At 32.8% G+C, this 20,264-nt stretch carries 19 protein-coding genes; 4 read left to right on the top strand and 15 right to left on the bottom strand.

The features are described 5' to 3' along the window. Positions 1 to 15 precede the first annotated feature (15 nt). On the bottom strand, positions 16 to 1,158 hold the full coding sequence (locus tag BLT80_RS10175; RefSeq protein WP_092467571.1) for a M14 family zinc carboxypeptidase: 1,143 nt from the start codon (positions 1,156 to 1,158) through the stop codon (positions 16 to 18). Between the two features lie 303 nt (positions 1,159 to 1,461). On the opposite strand from BLT80_RS10175, the gene BLT80_RS10170 reads away from it, so the two are divergent. From BLT80_RS10170 to BLT80_RS10160, 3 genes are read left to right on the top strand one after another with little or no spacing between them, the layout of a single operon-like run. Continuing rightward, positions 1,462 to 1,842: a helix-turn-helix domain-containing protein gene (locus tag BLT80_RS10170; protein ID WP_092467569.1), complete on the top strand. Its 381-nt coding sequence runs from the start codon at positions 1,462 to 1,464 to the stop codon at positions 1,840 to 1,842. Positions 1,843 to 1,883: 41 nt separating this feature from the next. Further along, entirely contained in the window at positions 1,884 to 2,270 is a 387-nt protein-coding gene (locus BLT80_RS10165; RefSeq protein ID WP_092467567.1) for a hypothetical protein, read from the top strand. Positions 2,271 to 2,274: 4 nt separating this feature from the next. After that, a complete protein-coding gene (locus BLT80_RS10160) occupies positions 2,275 to 3,063 on the top strand; it encodes a TerC family protein (protein ID WP_092467978.1) in 789 nt (262 codons plus the stop codon). A gap of 29 nt (positions 3,064 to 3,092) precedes the next feature. On the opposite strand, the gene BLT80_RS10155 is transcribed toward BLT80_RS10160, so the two are convergent. The 10 genes from BLT80_RS10155 to BLT80_RS10110 form a co-directional block, all read right to left on the bottom strand. Next, positions 3,093 to 5,750, bottom strand: a complete 2,658-nt coding sequence (locus BLT80_RS10155; protein ID WP_092467565.1) for a DNA gyrase/topoisomerase IV subunit A — start codon at positions 5,748 to 5,750, stop codon at positions 3,093 to 3,095. Next, positions 5,751 to 6,227, bottom strand: a complete 477-nt coding sequence (locus BLT80_RS10150) for a hypothetical protein (protein ID WP_092467563.1) — start codon at positions 6,225 to 6,227, stop codon at positions 5,751 to 5,753. Further along, the gene (locus BLT80_RS10145; RefSeq protein WP_092467561.1) at positions 6,224 to 8,083 is read right to left on the bottom strand and encodes a DNA topoisomerase IV subunit B; all 1,860 of its coding nucleotides are present in this window, start codon (positions 8,081 to 8,083) and stop codon (positions 6,224 to 6,226) included. Before BLT80_RS10145 ends, BLT80_RS10150 begins: the two co-directional genes overlap by 4 nt. A gap of 199 nt (positions 8,084 to 8,282) precedes the next feature. Continuing rightward, on the bottom strand, positions 8,283 to 9,695 hold the full coding sequence (locus BLT80_RS10140; RefSeq protein ID WP_092467558.1) for a glycosyltransferase family 39 protein: 1,413 nt from the start codon (positions 9,693 to 9,695) through the stop codon (positions 8,283 to 8,285). 9 nt (positions 9,696 to 9,704) lie between these two features. Continuing rightward, the gene (ychF, locus tag BLT80_RS10135) at positions 9,705 to 10,799 is read right to left on the bottom strand and encodes a redox-regulated ATPase YchF (protein WP_092467556.1); all 1,095 of its coding nucleotides are present in this window, start codon (positions 10,797 to 10,799) and stop codon (positions 9,705 to 9,707) included. 303 nt (positions 10,800 to 11,102) lie between these two features. Then, on the bottom strand, positions 11,103 to 13,127 hold the full coding sequence (locus BLT80_RS10130) for a DUF3857 domain-containing protein (RefSeq protein ID WP_092467554.1): 2,025 nt from the start codon (positions 13,125 to 13,127) through the stop codon (positions 11,103 to 11,105). Beyond that, the gene (locus BLT80_RS10125; protein ID WP_092467552.1) at positions 13,093 to 14,922 is read right to left on the bottom strand and encodes a transglutaminase-like domain-containing protein; all 1,830 of its coding nucleotides are present in this window, start codon (positions 14,920 to 14,922) and stop codon (positions 13,093 to 13,095) included. Before BLT80_RS10125 ends, BLT80_RS10130 begins: the two co-directional genes overlap by 35 nt. A 246-nt stretch (positions 14,923 to 15,168) precedes the next feature. Then, complete coding sequence (locus tag BLT80_RS10120) at positions 15,169 to 15,546, bottom strand: hypothetical protein (RefSeq protein ID WP_092467550.1); 378 nt, start codon at positions 15,544 to 15,546, stop codon at positions 15,169 to 15,171. Positions 15,547 to 15,575: 29 nt separating this feature from the next. After that, complete coding sequence (locus BLT80_RS10115; protein WP_092467547.1) at positions 15,576 to 15,905, bottom strand: hypothetical protein; 330 nt, start codon at positions 15,903 to 15,905, stop codon at positions 15,576 to 15,578. Between the two features lie 236 nt (positions 15,906 to 16,141). Next, a complete protein-coding gene (locus tag BLT80_RS10110) occupies positions 16,142 to 16,654 on the bottom strand; it encodes a lactoylglutathione lyase family protein (protein ID WP_092467545.1) in 513 nt (170 codons plus the stop codon). Positions 16,655 to 16,811: 157 nt separating this feature from the next. Here BLT80_RS10110 and BLT80_RS10105 point away from each other — a divergent pair, with 157 nt between their 5' ends. After that, positions 16,812 to 17,087, top strand: a complete 276-nt coding sequence (locus BLT80_RS10105) for a winged helix-turn-helix transcriptional regulator (RefSeq protein WP_092467543.1) — start codon at positions 16,812 to 16,814, stop codon at positions 17,085 to 17,087. Positions 17,088 to 17,199: 112 nt separating this feature from the next. Here the strand turns inward: BLT80_RS10105 and BLT80_RS10100 are convergent, their stop codons facing one another. From BLT80_RS10100 to BLT80_RS10085, 4 genes are all read right to left on the bottom strand, one after another. Next, positions 17,200 to 17,805: a DUF6515 family protein gene (locus BLT80_RS10100; RefSeq protein ID WP_092467541.1), complete on the bottom strand. Its 606-nt coding sequence runs from the start codon at positions 17,803 to 17,805 to the stop codon at positions 17,200 to 17,202. Positions 17,806 to 18,059: 254 nt separating this feature from the next. Next, the gene (locus BLT80_RS10095) at positions 18,060 to 18,359 is read right to left on the bottom strand and encodes an EF-hand domain-containing protein (RefSeq protein WP_092467539.1); all 300 of its coding nucleotides are present in this window, start codon (positions 18,357 to 18,359) and stop codon (positions 18,060 to 18,062) included. A 135-nt stretch (positions 18,360 to 18,494) separates the two neighbouring features. Then, positions 18,495 to 19,223, bottom strand: coding sequence for a LytR/AlgR family response regulator transcription factor (locus BLT80_RS10090; RefSeq protein ID WP_092467537.1), 729 nt, complete (start codon positions 19,221 to 19,223; stop codon positions 18,495 to 18,497). 2 nt (positions 19,224 to 19,225) lie between these two features. Continuing rightward, complete coding sequence (locus BLT80_RS10085; protein WP_092467535.1) at positions 19,226 to 20,263, bottom strand: sensor histidine kinase; 1,038 nt, start codon at positions 20,261 to 20,263, stop codon at positions 19,226 to 19,228. Position 20,264 lies beyond the last annotated feature (1 nt).

Below are 20,264 nucleotides of genomic sequence, written 5' to 3'. Positions count from 1 at the left end.
TAAAACTGAATATTTTTACGGTTTTAATGAGATTCTTTCATTATTCACAATTACGAAATCGATTTCGGAACCTGTAATTAGGTCAAAATTATCTGTCGTTTTAACTAAAAACCCGTTGGCTTCTATTTCTTTATGCCCATACTTATTATTTAGTTTAGAGAGTTCTTCAACTATTGGCACAAATTGTAATTTACCTTCAATTAAGACTTCTTTATATTGAATTGCAATATCAACCAAATCATCTAAATGAGAACACTTGGCATTTCTTATAATGATATCATAGAAACATTTTGCATTTTCTGGAATACCAAAATAGGCTTCATACTTACTAATATCAACTCCATTTACAATGACATCTAATCCTTTTAAAATAGCGACAAACATTAATCGCCTTACCTCTTCTCTATCGTAATCATTTTTGTAATGCCCCGCTTCATATAATAATGTTGGTACACCAAAGTTCTGAAACGTATCTCCAACACAATTCAAATTAAAGCCATCATCATAACGTCCAATTGCATTAGGAATCTCAGACTGTAACAATTCATTAATTTCAGCAATAATTGCCATGGCAGCTTTTCTATTGGTGGTTAACTGTCGTTCTTCGTCTTGTGCTGGTGACAAAAACGAAAGCGTTGCCACATGTTCTGTTTCACCAGCACTAAAAATTGTTCGTTGCCCATGAAGGTTAAAACAATAATCAGGCTTAAAGTCTGTATATATATGACGTAATACTTTACTTTCTGGCTGAGACAAATCTTGCGCATCTCTATTTAAATCAACTTCATTAGCATTAACACGTGTATAGCGTTCTGCTCCATCAGGATTTAAAACAGGAATTACCATTAAGGTGCACTCTTCTAAAAAACGTTTTCCAAGTTCATGGTCGGTTTCAAATAGATTAAAACAATCAAAAAGTGCTTTAGTCGATGTCGATTCATTGCCATGCATTTGCGACCATAATAAAATTTTAATCGGTCCATTACCTAATTTCAAACTATATATTGGTCGCTCCTCAACGGAATATCCTATAGTAGAAATTTTAGGTTTTGATAAGTTTCCTAAACATTTTTCTATATCAGAATTGGTAATATATCGACCATAAAGTTCTGGTGTTTTTACCTCAGAAAAAAGGTGGTTTAAAAGCTCTAAATTCATATGACTAAATTAATGGTTACAAATGTAATCATTTGATTAATTACATTTATAAACAATCAAAACACCACGATTAGTTACAATAGTAAACAAAGAATCCGACCAAAACGATTGACTAAACCAAAGGAACTGATAATTATTCGATCAGAACCCAAGTTGATCGTTAATGCATGTGTTTTCAGTGTTTTAACGCATAAAATCAAACTTAAAGTTTAACACCCATAAATATATATCACCACATTTAACGATTACACAAATACTATTGTTTACATTTGTATCGTTATACTTATAAAACCCAAGTTTACAATGATAAACTCAGTCGAATTCACAGAACGCCTACAAAAAGTTATCGATTTCTACAGCGAATCCGCCTCAAGTTTCGCAGAAAAAATAGGAGTACAACGCTCTAGTATTTCACACATTTTAAGCGGCAGAAACAAACCAAGTTTAGATTTTGTAATGAAGATACTTCACTCCTATCCAGAAGTTGAATTGTATTGGCTAATGAATGGAAAAGGGAGTTTTCCGAGAAGACCCAATATATCCGAGTCACCAAACTCAAACACACTCAAAACAAACCCAAAACCACAACCCCCTAATTTAAACGCTATCTCCGATTCTAATTCCGAAATTGACAAAATCGTAATCTTTTATAAAAACGGTACATTTAAGAGTTACAAGCCCTAATATTAATTGCAGTATTCATTACCTTTGTAAAAAGGATTTATATGAAGTTTTTTCTTTCAATATTAGCACTAACACTATTATCAAGTTGCTACTCAATAGAACGCGACTGTTCTGATTTTAAAACCGGAACTTTTGAATTTACGTACACTATAGATGGAACTGAGCACACCTCACGATTCAAGCGTACAGAAGAGTTTAATATTGATTACCACGAAGAAAAAGCTGACTCATCATCTATTCGTTGGATTAATGATTGTGAATTTATATTGAAGAAACTACACCCAACGAGCAATTCCGAAAAAGAGGCTATCCACATGAAGATCTTATCTACCACTGAGGATTCATATGCTTTTGAATACAAACTCGCTGTTAAAAGACCCAATAAGCCTTCACGAGTCGAAAAAGGTATCGCAATAAAAATTGAATAACATTATGCTCGATTTCTTACTGAGTTCTGACGCCATAATAGCGTTATTAACCTTAACGTTTCTAGAAATTATACTAGGTATAGATAATATTGTATTCATATCTATTGCCGCAAATAAATTACCAGAACACCAACGAAGCAAAGCTACCCGAATAGGCCTATTACTAGCCTTAGTACAACGGATTATCCTACTCTTCTTTGTTTCCTTTTTAGTTGGTCTTAGCAAACCTTTTTACACCATAGAAACCAGCTGGCTATCCATAGGGATCAGCTGGCAAGCCATAATTTTATTTGCAGGAGGATTGTTTTTAATCTATAAAAGCACTTCTGAAATACGAGAAAAAGTAGAAAATCCAACTCACGACGAGGATGCCGTAAAATCCAAAGCTATAAAATCACTTAGCAATGCTATTGTTCAAATAGTAATTATAGATTTTATTTTCTCAATAGACTCTATCCTAACAGCTGTAGGTATGACAAATGGACTACACCCAAATCACAACTACACGTTAGCCTTAATGATTATAGCCGTTATGATTTCCATTGGTATAATGATTGGCTTTGCGAATCCAATTAGAAAATTCATAGACAAACACCCAAGCGTACAGATTTTAGGACTTGCTTTCTTAATTTTAATAGGCTTTATGCTTATTACAGAAGCAGCACATTTATCACATACCGAATTTTTCGGAAATACCGTTGGTGCCATACCTAAAGGTTATTTGTATTTTGCTATAGCATTTTCACTTTTTGTTGAATTCTTAAACTATAAAGCCGTCAAAAAAAGCAAATAATAAACATAAAACTACTTTCTTAAATACTATTAGAACAAGGTCACCTGCCCTTTTTCATCCATCCCTAAGTCATGATCGTCGTCATCATCCTTAGACGAATTGCCGGATTCAGATTGAGACTCTACCACATCAACAGTTTCTTCATCAACCACTTCTATTTCGTCTGCAGGCACTTCCTCTGGCGCCTCATAAGGCAACGATTCAAGTAAGCTAATTTGATTTATTTTATCTTTAGTAAGCTGATTTCCAAGAGCATTAACCCCTTTTACTGAAATGAATTCTTCAAGATCAACCTCCATGTTTGGCTTACGCTCTTTACCACGTTCTTTGGTAAATTCCACATCTGCCATAGGCCTCCAATCGGTTGAAACAATCTCTAATTGCGAGTCTGGATGGTCTGATATAAAATCTTCTTCTCTACCTTCTTGCTCAATAATAAAACGTTTCACATAATAGCGTTCTTTTTCTCCGTCGTAATAAATAGCCGAAATAGGTTTTTTTGGAATCCATTTTTCTAATACAATCATATCGCTATCAAAATGCGTTGTCAATTCTGGAATAATCGTTTTTACGACTCCTGATTGATTAATAACAAGAAGCCTATCTTCACCTCTGAACTCGCCAATCAACTCACCTCTATTATCAACATTTAGGCGCTGAACTGTATCGTCAAACCAAATTTTACGCGGTTTTAAAGTAGACACACCTCTTTCTTTTAATTCTACACGTTTAATCGCATATTTAGTAACACGATTCCCCTTAGAAGCCCTACCTTTTATAAGAACTTCCGCAAAATCTAAATCCCATTTTAATTTTTTAATACTACCAACTTGACGCAACATAATAGTCACAACCTCTGCTTCTCCATTCGGGTTAGCTGAAAAATACCACAACGCAGAACCTTTACTTCCATTGGTTAAATCATATTCACGATCCCGAGTCATACTAGTCACAGCAAATCGTTTCACATAAGAAGGCCCTCCTTTACCATCGCGATAAATTAGATTATAAATAGTACGCTTGTCTTTTTTCTTAAAAACAGCGACATGAATAATATTCTTACCGATAAAGGTCTTAGAGTCCACTTTGGTCACCATCATAGTTCCCTGATCTGTAAAGACAATAATATCATCGATATCACTACAATCACAAACATACTCATCGCGTTTTAATGCCGTACCGACAAACCCTTCTTCTCTATTAACGTAAAGTTTTGTATTTCTTATCACCACTTTTGTAGCGTCAACATCGTCAAAAATTCTGATTTCTGTTTTGCGTTCCTTTCCTTCTCCGTAATCCTTTTTTAATCTTTCGAAATACGCTATAGCATAATCAATTAGGTTAGCTAAGTGATGTTTTACTTCAGCTATTTGATCCTCTAAGGCATCGATCTTTTGTTGCGCTTTATCAATATCAAATTTCGAAATACGCTTAATTCTAATCTCTGTTAAACGCGTAATATCTTCAACAGTAATAGCACGTTTTAAATGCTTAATGTGTGGCTGAAGTCCCTTATCAATAGCATCGATAACCCCATCCCAAGTTTCTTCCTCTTCAATATCACGATAAATACGTTTTTCAATAAAAATACGTTCAAGGGATGCAAAATGCCATTGTTCTTGAAATTCTGCTAATCGTATTTCTAATTCACTTTTTAAAAGCTGAACGGTGTTATCCGTAGAACGACGCAACATTTCGGTGACACCAACAAAATAGGGCTTATTATCCTCAATTACGCAGCCTAAAGGAGAAATAGAAGACTCACAACTGGTAAACGCATACAGCGCATCAATCGTTTTATCTGGCGACAAGCCAGAAGGTAAATGAATTAAAATCTCTACTTCCGCTGCCGTATTATCTTCAATCTTTTTAATTTTAATCTTCCCTTTCTCATTCGCCTTAAGAATAGAATCTATTAGCGATGTTGTTGTGGTACCAAAAGGAATTTCGGTAATCATTAAAGTGTTCTTATCACGTTGCGAAATCAAGGCTCTAACCCTTACCTTTCCGCCTCGTAAACCATCGTTATAATTGGTAAAGTCAGCGATACCAGCCGTTGGAAAATCTGGCAATATTGTAAAACGTTTTCCCTTTAAGTGCTTAACAGAAGCATCAATCAGCTCAATAAAATTGTGAGGTAATATTTTTGTAGATAAACCAACAGCAATCCCTTCTCCTCCTTGTGCCAATAACAAAGGAAACATTACGGGAAGGTTTATAGGCTCTTTACGTCTGCCATCATATGACGATTGCCACTCTGTGATTTTCGGATTATAAACAACATCTAAAGCAAACTTAGAAAGTCTTGCTTCAATATAACGCGATGCAGCCGCACGGTCACCAGTTAATATGTTCCCCCAGTTTCCTTGAGTATCTATTAATAAATCTTTCTGACCAATCTGCACCATGGCATCCGCTATACTCGCGTCACCGTGAGGATGGTATTGCATGGTATGACCAACAATATTCGCTACCTTATTATAACGACCATCATCTAAATCTTTCATAGAGTGCATTATACGACGCTGCACTGGCTTAAAACCATCTTCAATCGCTGGTACTGCACGCTCTAAAATTACGTAGGATGCATAATCTAAGAACCATTCTTTATACATTCCGGTAACCTTTGTAATCGTTTCTTGGCTACCGTCGTCCTCATTTAACAACTCGTCATGTTCTTCTATCATCTATATATCCAACTTTTTGCTTTTATTTTCCTTTATAATCTTTTTCAAAGACTGCCTTACATACTTTACCTTTTTACGCTTTAAAAGTGTAATATTAAAACGCTCACTAGAAATTTTCCCATTACTTTGTGTTGTGTAAACAACCAAACTTTTATAAAAATAGTAATTGACAATCTTGTAACCTGTAATTTTATGTCTAGCGACTTCTACTTTATTTTCTCTATAGTTGAAATGATCTGTGAGTATTAATCCACTATTCGTTATAATTACATTTGCGCCATCACTATCATACTCAAAGAATCGCGCTACAAAATGCACTATAATCACAGCTACCAGCAAGCCTATTAGCACATACATCGAGCTCCCTTCTACTAAATTATAAGATTGAAAAACCGTAGCCAATAAAACAGCTGCGATAATTAAGATAAAATAGATAGAAATTATAGTGTTTTTTATGTCTCTGTTATCAGTTCTCATAATGTATCTTCAATAACATCTAGTTCAACTTTAAGATTGTCAATAATAAATTCTTGACGAGTTGGCGTGTTTTTCCCCATATAGAAAGACAACAACTCCTCAATAGACATGTCTTTATCTAACATCACAGGATCTAAACGAATATCTTCCCCAATAAAATGCACAAATTCATCCGGAGAAATCTCACCTAAACCTTTAAATCGCGTAATTTCTGGCTTTGGCTTTAATTTCTCCATAGCATCGCGCCGTTCTTCTTCAGAATAACAATAAATCGTTTCCTTTTTATTTCGAACTCTAAATAAAGGGGTTTGCAAAATATACAAATGACCTTCTTTTATCACTTCTGGAAAAAACTGTAAGAAAAATGTTATTAATAATAAACGAATGTGCATCCCATCGACATCGGCATCAGTTGCTATGACAACGTTGTTATAACGCAAATCCTCAAGTGATTCTTCAATATTTAAAGCCGCTTGCAAAAGATTGAATTCTTCATTCTCGTAAACAATCTTTTTACTTAAACCATAACAGTTTAAAGGCTTTCCTTTTAAACTAAAAACTGCCTGTGTGTTCACATCACGTGATTTTGTAATACTACCAGAAGCTGAATCTCCCTCTGTAATAAATAAGGTTGATTCTAGATTTCTATCGTGCTTTGTATCCCCAAAATGCACTCTACAGTCACGTAATTTCTTATTATGAAGACTCGCTTTCTTCGCTCTGTCTTTTGCTAACTTCCTAATACCAGACAACTCCTTACGTTCTCGCTCAGCCTGAAGGATTTTGCGTTGAATTTTCTCTGCTGTATCCGGATTTTTATGTAAAAAATTATCTAAATATGTTTTTACAAAATCATTAATATAAGTCCTAACTGTTGGCAGTTCACCCCCCATATCTGTTGAACCTAACTTTGTTTTCGTCTGACTCTCAAAAACAGGTTCCATAACTTTGATTGCAATTGCCGTAACAACTGATTTTCTAATATCAGATGCTTCGTAGCTCTTTCCGTAAAACTCTCTTATGGTTTTAACTATAGATTCTCTATATGCTGCTAAATGCGTCCCTCCTTGAGTTGTATTTTGTCCATTAACAAAAGAGTGATACTCTTCACTATATTGCGTTTTACTATGTGTAATTGCTATTTCTATATCATCACCTTTAAGATGAATGATTGGATACAGCATATCTGACTCGTTGATATTCTCAGACAATAAATCTTTTAAACCATTTTCGCTGTAAAATTTTTCACCATTAAAAACAATGGTTAATCCAGGATTTAGATATACATAATTCTTAAGCATCTTAACCACATACTCGCTACGATACTTGTAATTTTTAAATATAATTTCATCCGGAATAAAAGATACTTTCGTTCCTTTTCTTCGAGAGGTATCATCTAAAAGTTCTTGATTGGTTAGATTCCCTTGTTCAAATTCTGCAGATGCTGATTTACTATCTCTAGTAGATTCTACTCTAAAATAAGATGACAACGCATTAACCGCTTTGGTACCTACACCATTTAAACCTACAGATTTTTTGAAGGCTTTAGAATCATACTTTCCACCCGTATTCATTTTAGACACCACATCTACCACTTTCCCTAGCGGAATACCACGACCATAATCGCGCACTATAACGCGTTCACCTTGAATCGAAATTTCAATGGTCTTACCAGCTCCCATCACATACTCATCAATGGAATTGTCTAAAACTTCTTTTAGCAGAATATAAATACCATCATCTGGAGATGAGCCATCACCTAATTTACCGATATACATACCAGGTCGCATTCGGATGTGTTCTTTCCAATCGAGTGAGCGTATGTTATCTTCAGTATAAGTGGACTCTTCTGACATAAAATTAAGCGGATATTTAGATGAAAGGCTAATATAAGATTATACCTTAAAACATGAAATAAGGAAGCGGTAAAGTAATTAACAAAACGGCATTAATATGTTGAGAACATTAGGTTTTACGAAATCAATCTCTAAAACACGACCGTTTATCATTTTTAAGACTATTCTCGAATACTTTTAAAGACAAACAAGCTATCAATTACTCTCTTTCGTACAACGACATAAAAACTCCTAACTGAGAATAACGTTTAACCAATTTCCAATTATTCATAATTTCATTTAACTCATCGTCTTTAGTCTGGTTATCTATATTAGATAGCAGTATGAATTTATTTGTTGCTAAATTAAAATCAGCATAGCGATCCGTTTCTGTTATAACTTTAAATTCTGAAAAGTTCCGTTCATTAAACCGAACTCTTGTACCTATTTCTGAAGTCTTAATTCCAACGGAATCAATATAATCTTCCATTTGATCCTCAACCGTATAACTATTTAAATACGCTAATGAGCTATCCCAAGACTGAGAAATCGTCGCAGGATAAATCCAAAAATGGCCTGAAACAAACATAAGCACAATAATAGAATAGATTAACGATTTATTAACTAGATTATAATGTGCTATTAAGTTGATAAGTAAGATGATTGCCAATAAGTAACAAATCATAAAATACCGATCACCAATCGGATTAGAAAACGGCACCATACCTATAAAAAAGATAAATGCAAACACAAAAAAGGCAATGGCTATTCTATCAATTTTAATGCTTCTATTCGTTTTGTTTTTAATATATCTCACTAAGAGAGGCAACAAAAATAGGGCAACAATAAAGCGTCCGTATTCTAGAAAACTTTTTACATACACTATACTATTAATCAGCACTTGTTTCACCCCTACAGATTGCCTCTGCATATTATAATTTTCCTTCTGCGTGATTAAAAACCAACCTAATTTTTCATATTGAAAATAACAAAATACTACAAAACTTAAAAGAGCAATTCCATATGCTAAATAGATAGATCTCTCGTTTTCTATCAATTTTAAGCGCGAATAAACAACATGAATTAACACTATAGCTATCACTATATAAATACCTCTAAGATTGATAAATAGCAAACCTGTCAACGCTAAAGAAAAGAGTACTGATTTAGTTTTGATAAGCGCATTTAAACTTAGTAACGTAAAAAACAACAATAGCATATCGTTATTTAAATTAGTCGTTTGAGCTACAAACGTAGGCTCTAAACACACGACCAAAACTGCAAATGCAGACACCGTTTTCAAGAAATTAGTTTTACAAAACAGTACTATTTGCCAAACCACACCAATATTAACAATTAGCAATAATAATCTTGAAGACCAAAGCGCTTTCTGAAAAATGGTCCAAAAAACAGCCAATAAAGCAATCCATAAAGGGGGATGACCAGAATTGTGATCTGTTGGGACAATAAACTCTGTTAAGCCATTAGCATAAATCCAAGTAGCGCGGGAAGATTTACTAATACCATCCCAAAAAAAAGGTGTCTGTTTTAGCAGTAGAAATTCTACAACTAACACACACACCAAAAAAAATAAAATCTGTTTAAAGCTTATCTTTTTAAAATAATTTATCATTTATGCAAGTTACACATTAAACAAGAAATGCATTACATCTCCATCTTTAACGATATAGTTTTTTCCTTCTACTCGCATTTTACCAGCTTCTTTTACTTTAGCTTCACTTCCAAATTCTACAAAATCGTTGTAAGCAATAACTTCCGCTCTAATAAATCCTTTTTCGAAATCGGTATGAATAACTCCTGCCGCTTGTGGACCTGTTGCACCTATATTTACAGTCCAAGCCCTTACTTCTTTAACTCCCGCAGTAAAATACGTTTGCTGCTTTAACAATTTATAAGCTGAACGAATTAATTTAGCAGAACCAGGTTCATCTAAACCAATATCAGCCAAAAACATCTGACGCTCTTCGTAATCGTCTAATTCGTTAATATCTGCTTCTGTACCAACTGCTAAAACTAAAACCTCAGCGTTTTCATCTTTAACGGCCTCTCTTACTTTATCTACATAAGCATTTCCTGTAGTCGCCGCACCTTCATCAACGTTACATACGTACATTACAGGTTTATCTGTAATAAACTGTGATGGCTTTACAAACTCTTCATAATCTTCTTCCGAAAACTCTAAAGCTCTTACCGAAATACCAGCTTCTAAATTTTGCTTTATTTTTAAAAGTACTGCTTCTTCTTTCTGCGCTTCCTTATTACCTGTTTTGGCAGCACGCTTCACTTTTTCTAACTTCTTATCAGCTGTTTCTAGATCTTTAAGCTGCAGTTCCATATCGATAGTCTCCTTATCTCTAATAGGATTTACATTACCATCAACATGCACAATATTATCATTATCAAAACAACGTAATACATGTAAAATAGCATCCGTCTCTCTAATATTAGCTAAGAACTGATTCCCTAAACCTTCACCTTTAGAAGCCCCTTTTACTAAACCTGCAATATCAACAATCTCTACAGTTGCTGGCAACACACGCTCTGGGTTAACGAGTTCTTCTAATTTTTGTAATCTTGGATCTGGTACATTTACCACACCAATATTAGGCTCTATTGTACAAAACGGAAAATTAGCACTTTGCGCTTTTGCATTAGATAAACAGTTAAATAAGGTTGACTTTCCTACGTTTGGTAATCCTACAATTCCAGCTTTCATCGAAAAACTTGTTTTTCGTTCCCACAAAAGCGGGAAACTTGTTAATTTTTAATCGCAAATTTTGCGATTGCAAATGTAGTTAATTAGTGGAATACTTGGATTATATTTTTTTGAAATGATTAGCACTAAGATTTTCGGCTCAATTCTTATTAAGAAAAAGCAAATATGTCTTACGTAGCTTCCATAACACATACGCATGACTCATCATAGATGCGCAAGAATTCAATAGCCATTACGATATATAAAAATTTAGTTAGAACGCCGCTTCTCAAATATTTATACTAGCAATTAATCAACATACAACTAAGTCCTTTTTAATTTAATAATCAATCTTTTGTTTTTTGCACTTTTCACCTGCTCATTTAGCAGTTTCAAGTCTTCAAATTCACCACTTGAGATTGTACTCTTTAAGACATTGTAATAAGAGTCTACTCTAAGTTGGTTGTCCTGTATCGTTTTTGCCTCAAATGTATAGTCTCCAACATCACTATTAAATTTAATATTACCATCTTCGATACCTAATACCTCTATAGCGCATGGAAATTCTAAATTAAACATTAAGATATCAGAGTAACTAAAGTCTAAATAATAGCTCAACTCAGAAGTCTCCGAATTAGTCTCTATCGTTTTATGGTTAATCAATTTATCAATAGAAAGACTAACTAAACTATCATTAATAAATGTCACTGCATTATTTAAAGTACCCTCACCGTTAATTATATAAGTAAATGGCTTATTACTATTTAGAGTTCTGTTAAAGACAGTGTCGATCTGTATGGTATTGTCCTCACCCTCAAATTCGGTTAAAGAATCGTAAAAATCACTTATTTCTTCATTTTGATTAAGTATACTAAAAAATGATCTCAATTCCGTTGACGGCCCTCCCGAAACCCTAAACCTATATTTAAAGGCTGTCGTTTTTTGTTCAATATCTACTTTACCGTAAATCGTTTGATTAAGGTTGTTATGATTTGAATTCATTTCTGGCAAATCAATGACGTTCACAGCTACCGAATCAACTTCTGCTAGTTTTAAATCTCTATCAATAAATTTATCTTTCTTCTTTTTCTTACTACTATAATAAGACTTAACCAATACAGCTTCAGTATTATAAAGAGCTGTAGGAATTTCATCAATTTGATACATATAAAAATCTTCGTGAGGATATAAGAACTTTAGATGACCATTTTCATTTTCAAAAGCAAAAAATATGTGTCCAAATTCACCCTTTCTAATTAAGTGGGTATCTATTGGCCCCAAACGTTTTTCTCTACCAAATACAGCCCAATAGTCAATCTCTAAATCTTCTAATAGCTGCCTGTAAAATCGTCTAATACTGAACGGATCGAACCTCTGCTCCTTTAAAAAATAACCATTCGATTTTATAAACTCGTTTCCATCTGTCGGTTGCATCGTAAAGTTATTTAAGACTTCATTATGCAATAAATTAAACTTGTAATATTTAGAGCTGTCTTGAGCAGCTCCAATCACTCTGCGCTTCCATCTTTTATAATACGATGACCTATCAGAATCTAAGGCCATTGGTTGCGTAAGAAAATTAAACTCTATGTTATATACATCCTTCCAAGTTTTCAATTCACTGTCTTTATTTTCTAATGTATAATACAAGTATGGTTTTTCACACGGCAAACAGTTTAAGTCATTTTTAACTACACCTTCAATTTTATCCTTTGAAAATTGTAAATAAATAATAGAATCATTACTCACTATTTTTGGCTCTGGAAAATCATTATAAGATTTATATCGCACTAACAAATTCGTACCCGTTTTTACTGAATATTGCGAATTTACACTCGGTAAATCTGAATATAAATCAACATAATTCAACAACTCCGATTCTTTTAAATTTTTATAATACACATATGAGGTTTCAATGGTATCTCCAGGCTCAACTGCCGGTACAGGATAGCTTATAGTACCAAATTTCTCTCTTTCAGAACTTCGTTTAAATACCAAACTAGAATCTAGCTCTACAACAGAACCATCTGCCTTTAGAGTTCTAATTTTAATTGTCTGTAAATGATTACTAACATATTCATCTAAATTTAAAAAAGCATAATCCTCTACCCCCTTCGTCGTATTGACAACTAACTTATTATTAACTGACACATACATTTTGTATCTCAGCCAGTTTTTTGCATACGTAACATCTCTGTAAGAATGTAAATAATAAGCATCCGAATTCTTACAAAGCTCTAAAAACGGATCTTCTGTTTTTACTTCTGAAGGTTTAAGACTTAAAAAGAGTAAACTTATACCTATAATAAATATGTTAGCCTTTAAGTTTTTTGAGAACAATCGGTTCATTAATTATCGTTTTAAATGAATTCAAAATTTTATTAATAGCATTGATATTTTCCTTTTCCACAAAAATATGGTCGAAAACGAAATCGTAATAATATTCAATTTCCATATTAGAAACAGCATTAATAGTCACTTTTAATGACACACCTTCTTCTTCATAATAATGCTCAATGGACTCAAACAACTCAATAGACTCGTTTAGTTTGATTCGCGCATTGACTATTTTATGAAACGTATTATTTAAATAGGTGCCCTCTATCAGTGTCTCTCTACTCTCCACATCTATTAACCTTGGTAGAAAATCAACAAACAAATATCTGCTTGAACCATCATTAAACGTTTTTCCATTAATAGAAATATCTCCTTTAAACTCTAATTCTTCTGGCACATCTGCCATGACTAAATTAGATATTTTTTGATTTCCTAAAATCCCTTCAAAAAAAGTGTTGCTAGATGTCGCAAAATCCTTTTGCCCTTCATAATCTTTAAGGCGTCTTAAATAATTACCAGAAACTCCTTTGTAATTAATTTGAAAGTCTCCTTCTATCAAATCATTATTTGGGTTGATTTTTAAATCTAATTGATAATTAATTTTGTTATCATTTGGTCTAAACCGCTCTACCTTATAAAATGAACCACCTTCGGCATTGACAATTAATATTGTGCGATCTTGAAGACTTTGCACAGGTGTACCTTCAACATGTATGGGATCTGTTGGATCTAATAATATCTTTGTATCATTAATATACGCTACACAAATCACATGATTAGCAGAACTCAATGATGGAAAATCACAATCACTAATATGATCGAAAGTCGCAGCTAAAGCCAAATCACTAATAATACCTTTGTACTGTAATGCTTCTGACAAAAAATTTGAAAGATCCTTACAATCCCCTTCTTTGTTAAGAAAAACAGTATTAGCATGTGAGGGAATAAATGCCCCCATCCCAATTTCTATGGCTACATATTTAAAATTACGCCTAACATAGTCATAAATAATATTAACTATTTCTGATAAATCCGAAACTCCATAAGTTAATTCATCTAATTTTTGCTTTACATCTGCATTTAAGCCTTTTTGAGGTAATACATTTTCAAAATACCAATCATTCATATATTTAGTAGATTGGTTTTTATACGATTTAGGCATGACTAACATTCGCATTAATGGCACTTTCATGTTTTTATAAATCCCAAAAAACTGCAATGGGTCTGGCTCTACTTTCATCGGTGACACTTTTATTTTCCATAAACAACTGTTTTCTGTATTAGTTGAATCGATCGAATGAGATGTTAATAACTCTTTATGAATGGTATTATGCTTTAGTTCAAACTCATGAGGAATATCTATTTCATAATTTAAAGTATCAATCTGATTATATGAAAACAACGGCAATCTTGAAAAATACATTAATTCGTTACACGTCACTGTATAGGTTAATTGTACTTCTATTTCTGCCGGAATAAAGACAGATTTCACTTTTTGACTTGTTATAAAATCTAAATCAACTTGCTCTTCTTTGATCTTTTTTAAGGCTATCTTTTTTAGGCGCCTCCCTTTTTTCTCAAAAAGCTCAATATCTGATACCTTCTCTAGTTCTATGTCATAAAAAATAGGATAAAGTCTTGGCTCTTCACTATACGGAAAATTGATAGTGATTTCATTCGCAAAAGATGAATCCTTAAGAATCTTAATTTTTTCAAACTTCGATACTATATGCATATTTTGTGAAGACCCTTCTGAAAACATGCATATTAATAGGATTAAAATAGATACTTTAAATAAACTATTCATAAAAAGAGGCAAACATTTTAGAGAATTGATTACATCTTGCAATATATATTTAATTTGTTTTTTTTTATGAATAATCCTTGATTTTTATAAATATAGACTTAAACTTAGATAGCTACTAAGTAATCTAAATGATATGCACTTGTGTTGTTTTAAACTAAAAAAAATCCCAAGTCAAAGACGCGGGATTCTATAAAATTTTAAAATTATTATGATATATCTAGCAACAAATGAGCGCCTAGTTTTAATCTAAGCCTGCATCACGTTTTTAAACGTAGGCGAACTTTCCGTAATACTACCTATTCCTTTTTTATTCACTTTAAAAGCAACATCTTTTGTAGTACTAAATAATATAACCGATAAAAAAGAGGTTTTCAAATGTGCTTTTAAAATAATTAATGCTTCCTCTAAAGCTATCTCTTCTTCGATGTCTTCAGTTTCTCTTGGCCTAAAACTGTATTTAAGCATCACCCTAAAATCATCTTTATCATAGATTGGTCTAAGAAATATATTTTTTAATTCGGGTTTACCTATAGTTTTAGCCATAGTTAGTTTTGCAAAAGTACGATCTTCTATACTTTGCTTTACCAGTTCCCAGAACTCTATAAAAACATCTTGGTAGTTCATAAATTTAAAAATGTGAGATCAATAAAATCTTACTCGCGGTCTAAAAGCTTTTTAGAAACTTTGTAAGCCGCAGAATATACCAATCCTTCTTGAAGTTTCTTAAAGTCTGAAAAGGCCTTAGTATACCATTTTGGATCGGTGGCCTTCTTTCTAAAAGCATCATGATCAGCAACATTAAATGCCTTACCTTCTAATGACGGTTCAATTTTATAAATACTAAGCCCAAAATGCTCAGCTCTTTTAAGAACGGTTGCAAAATCTGCTTCCGAAAAATAATGAATAGACACATCGTCAAACCCATCATTCACATTTTCTAAATCTATAAATATATTTTTTTCTAAAAATTCTGATTGCTCCATAGTAGTATTAATTCGTATTAAATCACTCGACACAGATAGTTACACCTAGTAAAGCGCAAAGTTAGTTTTTCTATGTCTCATATTTGTCCAAAGCATCATATATTTAATAAATTATCCGAAGCTAATACCTCACCCCATTAAATATTCGCTGAAACATATTTAAAAACATTCAGAGGAATTAAAATACAACCATCGTTCTGAATAAAACTATTAATAGCTTCTTTAACTGCAGTGACCTACTTCGCATAAGCTCCAGAAGAATACGTTAATTCATAACTGTGTGTATAAATCTCAAATACAATCCCAAAAGGGTCTTGAACATACACCATTTTATAAGGCTTGTCATTTGGATAATACTCACGAATAGGCATACGTTGCTTCCCGCCGTAATCCACAATTTTTTTAGTCAAACCTTCGATATCTGGGTCTTGAATACAGAAATGAAAAAGTCCTGTATTAAAAGGATTAAACTCCGGTGCTTCTTTTACTCCATTCGGAAAAGAAAACAACTCAATACCAATACCGTCTGACGTGGACATGTGAGCAATTTCAAACGTTTCCCAATCGTCTCCAAAAACATCAATACACATGAGACCAATAGCGGTTTCACTTTCTTTTTTAACGGTTGAAGGTTCCATAATAATGTACCAGCCCATAACTTCAGAATAGAATTTAACGGCTTTTTTAATATCAGGGACTGTGATCCCAATATGTGAAAATGATTTCGGGTAATTTTTATTTATAGTCATAACTTATAATTTAGATTACAAAATTAATCTATATTTGCCATATTGGCAATAACTTACTAAAAAGTAGTATAGTTACCAAAACGAGTAAAATAATGATTGCCAACATTATAAAAACATAATTTTGAAAAAAGAAATTAACTGCCCTTTAAATTTCACCATGAGTTTAATAGGAACAAAATGGAAACCTCTAGTCTTATTTCATTTACTAGAAGGAGGACTGCGCTCTGGAATATTACAAAAGAAAATACCAGGCATTTCTAATAAAATGTTTACACAAACGGTTAGAGAGTTAGAAAAAGATGGACTAATTAAACGAACTATTTTTCCCGTTGTACCTCCAAAAGTAGAATACAAATTAAGCTCTAAAGGAGAATCTTTAGAAGCTATTTTAAGAAACTTAGACCAATGGGGCTTGGATAATTCTAAAAACTAATACTCAATTTTCAACTCTGTTTTACACTTAGAAACAGAAAGAGGATAGCTTTTAAAACTACCCTCCTTCTCTTCTAAACAACTAATCTAATCTATCTAATTCATTCTTTGTTCTATTCTATATCTATAATACCAACAACCTCATAAGCTCTTGTGCCATCTACTTGTACTTTTTCGTAAAGTATATTGGCATATTCGTAATAGGTTTGTCCGTCTATGGTTACTTTTTCGTAATCTTCTGGAAGCTCGTAAACAACGGTGCCTACTTCTGGATCTACCACTTCATATTCATTATTTATTTGAACATAAAAGATACCTTGTGCGTTGTAATAGTTACGCGTATTATAACTAATACGTTTATAGTTAACAGGTAACGTTTTTATTCTAAACCCTACCTTTGGTGCTATAACAATGTAACGTCCTCTAGATTGGGTATAATACTTATTATTTCCATAATAGTAATTTTGACCATTATGTGTCACAACCGTTCTATTCGGCACCGATCTTACGGATACCACTTTCTTAGTCGGTTTTTTGTAGGTTACTTTTGAACTCGAAATTCTATTGTATGTTGTCTTTTTTGCAATGGCGCTAATTCGCTTTGTTGTGGTCGTAGTTACTGTTTTAGAATTACTTCGTTTTGTTTGAGCTGAAACCTGTGTTGACATTCCTATCAGCACCAATGCTGACAATACTATTGTTTTGATAAGTACTTTCATAATTTTAGTTTTTAATATGTTCAACTTTTTTAATCTTTAAATAAGACTTTATTTGTAATTGATAGTTTAAAGGTATTTGTATTATTTATGAAATAAAAAGCAAATAGACGGTTGCTACAATTGTATCTACGAACAAGAAAACTATATCGATATAGACATCTTAAAGTTTATACTTAAGCCATAATTATTAGTCATAAAAAAAGGCATGCTAAATACAAGCACACCCTTTTCAGCTATTAAATAAACTAGGGTATTTATTTTAATAAACTTAATAAGCCTGTTAATTCAGTTAGATTTAAACTTGAATTGCTATCTGTATCTAACACATTAAAATTCTCAGAAACAGAACCAATTGCCTCTGTTAAACTGATTACTTCATCATTATTAGTGTCTAATAAACTAAACAGAGTTGTGATTTGCTGCACCGATAAATTAGAACTTAATGAGCTTAATAACGTTGCTGCTTGAGATAGCGTTGATGTGTTAACGTCCTTTACACTATTACAACTAAAGAATACAGCAACCACAGTTAATGATAGTATTGTTTTTTTCATGTTTCTAAGATTTCTTTCTATTGGTGGTGCAAATGAAATTTGACTACATGGCATTGCGAAAAAGAATATACAAACCCAATTTATTTACCTCCTAATTGAGGTGTTCTATAGACGAAACATGAAAAAGATTTGTTATTATAAGGAGTTATTATTGATAAACTCCAAGAATTTAGATTTGTATTGCTCCGATACCGTTATACGTTGCTCGTTAATGATAATCTGACTGCGTTCAATAACATCTATATTATGTAAGGATACAATAAATGATCGGTGCACACGCATAAATTGAGATTCGGGTAGTTCTTCCTCTAACGATTTTAAACTCATTAAGGTTAAAATAGGTTTTGGATTGTCCTTTAACCATATTTTAATATAATCTTTTAAGCCTTCAAAGTATAAGACATCTGCTAATTTGACCCGTAGTTGCTTGTATTCGGATTTTACAAAGAGGAATTCTTTTTCTTTAGACAGGATGCTTTCTCGTTTCCCTTTTACCAATTCAAACCAGGTATTGGCTTTGTTGGCTGCTGCTAAAAATTCAGCATAATCAAACGGTTTTAGTAAATAATCTATCGCTTCAACTTTAAAACCTTCTAAGGCATAATGATCGAAGGCTGTAGTGAAAATAACACGAGTTTCTTTAGGCAACATTTTAGAAAACTCAATACCTGTAAGATCTGGCATTTGTATATCTAAAAAGAGTAAATCTACAGGATTGCTTTTAAGCACCTCCATCGCTTCAATCGCACTACTAAATTTGTTTTTTAGATCTAGGAACGGAGTTTTCTCTACATAACTTTCTACTAAATTGAGCGCCATAGGTTCATCGTCTACAATACTACAGGTGATTTTAAAGTTGCTCATGTTTAGTTGATTTCAATTTTTAAAGTGACTAAAAAACGGTCGTCTTTTACAATTGTTTTAAAGCTGAATTTATCTGGGTATAACAGTTCTAATCGTTTTTCTAAATTTTGAAGTCCGATACCAGAGCCACTTTTATCGTCAGTTTTCTTCGGGAAATTATTGTTTTCCACTGAAAATAAAACGGTGTTGTCGTCACTAGTCATGTTAATATCAATATTACTTGTTTTAGTCGCAGAGACACCATGTTTAAATGCATTTTCGATTAAGGAAATAAATAACAACGGCGCTATTTGAATGCCTGTTTCTTTGATAGGAAAACTATAACTCACAGTTGTTTTGTCTGATAGCCTTAACTTCATTAGATCGATATACTTTTTAAGAAAATCGATTTCCTTAGTAAGTGGCACCACTTCCAAATTAGTTTCGTACAACATATAACGCATTAGTTTGCTTAAACTATGTATAGACGATTTGGCTTGGTCTGGTGAAATATCAACTAAAGAATAAATATTGTTTAAGGAGTTAAAAAAGAAATGCGGTTGCAATTGGTAATGCAAATGCTGTAACTCGGACTTTAACTTTACATGCATTGCTTCTTTACGTTCCGCTTCGGTTTTATTCCAACGTTTTGTCGTTTTTAAAGCAATTGAAAACAACAGTGGCGCCATATAAGATAAGACTTGTATGTAAATAGCCATTTTAAATGGCGGCGCAACTCTGTTTGAGTTCTCAAGTCGTTTTTTTAGAATCTGTTGAAAGAAATTATCTTCAATATATTCTTTTAAAAACAAGAAAAAGGTAATCATTGCTGCATTTACAACTATAAACTGTAGCATTTTTTTAGGGAACAAAAAGCGATCTACTAAGACAAAATAATTGAAGTAGAATATAATAACAGAAAATACTAAAGGGATCCAGAAATGTGCTTTAACTCTATCTAACTCTTGTTCTTCACCATAAGACAACAAGTAAGGCAAACTAAATAGTGTTAACCAAACTAGCAGGTGTAAAAGGGCTGTAATTGTTTTATTCTTGTACATA

Source organism: Winogradskyella thalassocola (assembly GCF_900099995.1).
GTDB lineage: Bacteria > Bacteroidota > Bacteroidia > Flavobacteriales > Flavobacteriaceae > Winogradskyella > Winogradskyella thalassocola.
This window is presented reverse-complemented; position numbering and strand designations above follow the sequence as displayed.

What these genes read in the sequence shown, in the direction of transcription:
- ychF (WP_092467556.1), bottom strand. Translation starts at nt 10,799, where the DNA reads ATGAAAGCTGGAATTGTAGGATTACCAAACGTAGGAAAGTCAACCTTA.
- BLT80_RS10115 (WP_092467547.1), bottom strand. Translation starts at nt 15,905, where the DNA reads ATGGAGCAATCAGAATTTTTAGAAAAAAATATATTTATAGATTTAGAA.
- BLT80_RS10150 (WP_092467563.1), bottom strand. Translation starts at nt 6,227, where the DNA reads ATGAGAACTGATAACAGAGACATAAAAAACACTATAATTTCTATCTAT.
- BLT80_RS10155 (WP_092467565.1), bottom strand. Translation starts at nt 5,750, where the DNA reads ATGATAGAAGAACATGACGAGTTGTTAAATGAGGACGACGGTAGCCAA.
- BLT80_RS10175 (WP_092467571.1), bottom strand. Translation starts at nt 1,158, where the DNA reads ATGAATTTAGAGCTTTTAAACCACCTTTTTTCTGAGGTAAAAACACCA.
- BLT80_RS10140 (WP_092467558.1), bottom strand. Translation starts at nt 9,695, where the DNA reads ATGATAAATTATTTTAAAAAGATAAGCTTTAAACAGATTTTATTTTTT.
- BLT80_RS10110 (WP_092467545.1), bottom strand. Translation starts at nt 16,654, where the DNA reads ATGACTATAAATAAAAATTACCCGAAATCATTTTCACATATTGGGATC.
- BLT80_RS10095 (WP_092467539.1), bottom strand. Translation starts at nt 18,359, where the DNA reads ATGAAAAAAACAATACTATCATTAACTGTGGTTGCTGTATTCTTTAGT.
- BLT80_RS10170 (WP_092467569.1), top strand. Translation starts at nt 1,462, where the DNA reads ATGATAAACTCAGTCGAATTCACAGAACGCCTACAAAAAGTTATCGAT.
- BLT80_RS10165 (WP_092467567.1), top strand. Translation starts at nt 1,884, where the DNA reads ATGAAGTTTTTTCTTTCAATATTAGCACTAACACTATTATCAAGTTGC.
- BLT80_RS10100 (WP_092467541.1), bottom strand. Translation starts at nt 17,805, where the DNA reads ATGAAAGTACTTATCAAAACAATAGTATTGTCAGCATTGGTGCTGATA.
- BLT80_RS10130 (WP_092467554.1), bottom strand. Translation starts at nt 13,127, where the DNA reads ATGAACCGATTGTTCTCAAAAAACTTAAAGGCTAACATATTTATTATA.
- BLT80_RS10090 (WP_092467537.1), bottom strand. Translation starts at nt 19,223, where the DNA reads ATGAGCAACTTTAAAATCACCTGTAGTATTGTAGACGATGAACCTATG.
- BLT80_RS10160 (WP_092467978.1), top strand. Translation starts at nt 2,275, where the DNA reads ATGCTCGATTTCTTACTGAGTTCTGACGCCATAATAGCGTTATTAACC.
- BLT80_RS10105 (WP_092467543.1), top strand. Translation starts at nt 16,812, where the DNA reads ATGAGTTTAATAGGAACAAAATGGAAACCTCTAGTCTTATTTCATTTA.
- BLT80_RS10145 (WP_092467561.1), bottom strand. Translation starts at nt 8,083, where the DNA reads ATGTCAGAAGAGTCCACTTATACTGAAGATAACATACGCTCACTCGAT.
- BLT80_RS10085 (WP_092467535.1), bottom strand. Translation starts at nt 20,263, where the DNA reads ATGTACAAGAATAAAACAATTACAGCCCTTTTACACCTGCTAGTTTGG.
- BLT80_RS10125 (WP_092467552.1), bottom strand. Translation starts at nt 14,922, where the DNA reads ATGAATAGTTTATTTAAAGTATCTATTTTAATCCTATTAATATGCATG.
- BLT80_RS10120 (WP_092467550.1), bottom strand. Translation starts at nt 15,546, where the DNA reads ATGAACTACCAAGATGTTTTTATAGAGTTCTGGGAACTGGTAAAGCAA.